This window comes from Desertibacillus haloalkaliphilus (assembly GCF_019039105.1).
GTDB lineage: Bacteria > Bacillota > Bacilli > Bacillales > KJ1-10-99 > Desertibacillus > Desertibacillus haloalkaliphilus.
Map to the genome: position 1 here is coordinate 1 of NZ_JAHPIV010000525.1, position 342 is coordinate 342.

The 342-nt window shown below is 38.0% G+C and carries 1 protein-coding gene and 1 pseudogene; both read left to right on the forward strand.

Going from position 1 to position 342, the window contains the following annotated elements; genetic code table 11:
* On the forward strand, positions 1-108 hold a 108-nt coding region (locus KH400_RS25035), incomplete at its 5' end, for a 16S rRNA (uracil(1498)-N(3))-methyltransferase (RefSeq protein ID WP_312889349.1).
* Positions 109-113: 5 nt separating this feature from the next.
* Positions 114-342: pseudogene (locus KH400_RS23120) on the forward strand (tRNA (N(6)-L-threonylcarbamoyladenosine(37)-C(2))-methylthiotransferase MtaB); the annotation flags it as partial.

Sequence of the window (342 nt, forward strand, 5' to 3'; positions counted from 1 at the left end):
GAACAAGGTGCTATTGCCTGTGGATTTGGACCACGGATATTACGTACGGAAACGGCATCGCTATATGTGCTTGCTGCGATTTCGTACCATTTCGAATTAATGAGGTGATATTAATGCCTACTGTTGCCTTTCATACATTAGGTTGTAAAGTAAATCATTACGAAACAGAAGCAATTTGGCAGCTGTTTCATAATGAAGGTTATGAAAAAGTTGATTTTGAAGCAACTTCAGATGTTTATGTCATAAATACATGTACAGTAACAAATACAGGCGATAAAAAAAGCCGACAAGTGATTCGTCGTGCAATCCGTAAAAATCCTGATGCCGTTATCTGTGTAACAG